Source organism: Ochrobactrum sp. SFR4 (assembly GCF_019730395.1).
Lineage (GTDB): Bacteria > Pseudomonadota > Alphaproteobacteria > Rhizobiales > Rhizobiaceae > Pseudochrobactrum.
The window spans coordinates 1-867 of sequence record NZ_JAAPBB010000064.1 but is presented as its reverse complement, the minus strand read 5'-3'; the positions used below and the strand labels follow the sequence as shown (position 1 = coordinate 867).

Below are 867 nucleotides of genomic sequence, written 5' to 3'. Positions count from 1 at the left end.
GACATTGCTTGGCCTCGTTCCGGGAACTCCATCGGAAGGGGAGCCGGGAGCTGCACGAATTATCCAGTCTATCGCATGGGCTCTGGCCGATGATGAGCAGGAAGGAAACTTCAGTGCGGTTTACGTGATTCAGGATGGAACCATTCTTGATCAGACAGGCCCATCAATGCTGGAGCCGGTCATGCAGCAGCTTGCCATCTATGATCGCCCTCATGGGCATTACGTTGTGGATGGATGCCGCGTGACAGGTCTTGGCGCGAATGCCGGTGGACAGGAGTTCTCGATTGAACAGGGAGAGGCAAACATCTCCGGCTTCAAGCGCACCCGTCTTGCTGCCATTCGTATATCGGAACAGGAGATCTGGGATGAAGGAGCGGTGCCGGGAGAGACCCACACCTATCCGGGTGGACCCTCATACACATTCAAGGTCAACCAGCGGCCGATCAGCATGATTAACTCCATCCTGATCACCAAAGAGAAAACCGTAATGGTTACTCGCGGCGCCATTGCCAATGGTGTGGATGGCCTCCCGGATACATCGGTCACGCAGATCATGAATATCCCCGGATATACTCAGGGCGTTGATTATCAGCGAATGGGCGATGCTGTTGATTGGGGGTTGCCGGGCAATGAGCCTGCAGCCGGAGCAACGTATGAATGTACGTACCGGTATCGCACGGTCATTCAAGCGGATAGTTATACTCATGACACGATCACTGTCTCAGGGGGCGCGACGGGTGGTGACGTAATCGTTGCCTACACGACACGCCTTCCACGCATTGATCGTATCGGGCTGCAAGAGGATGGATCTGCGGTTTACATTAAGGGCGTTTCAGCTCGTGCAAACCCTGTCCCTCCTATTGTCCC

The 867-nt window shown here is 54.9% G+C and carries 1 protein-coding gene; it reads left to right on the top strand.

The window, feature by feature from the left end; genetic code table 11:
- A partial coding sequence (locus HBA93_RS17840) for a DUF4815 domain-containing protein (RefSeq protein ID WP_221724184.1) occupies positions 1-867 on the top strand: 867 nt, incomplete at both ends.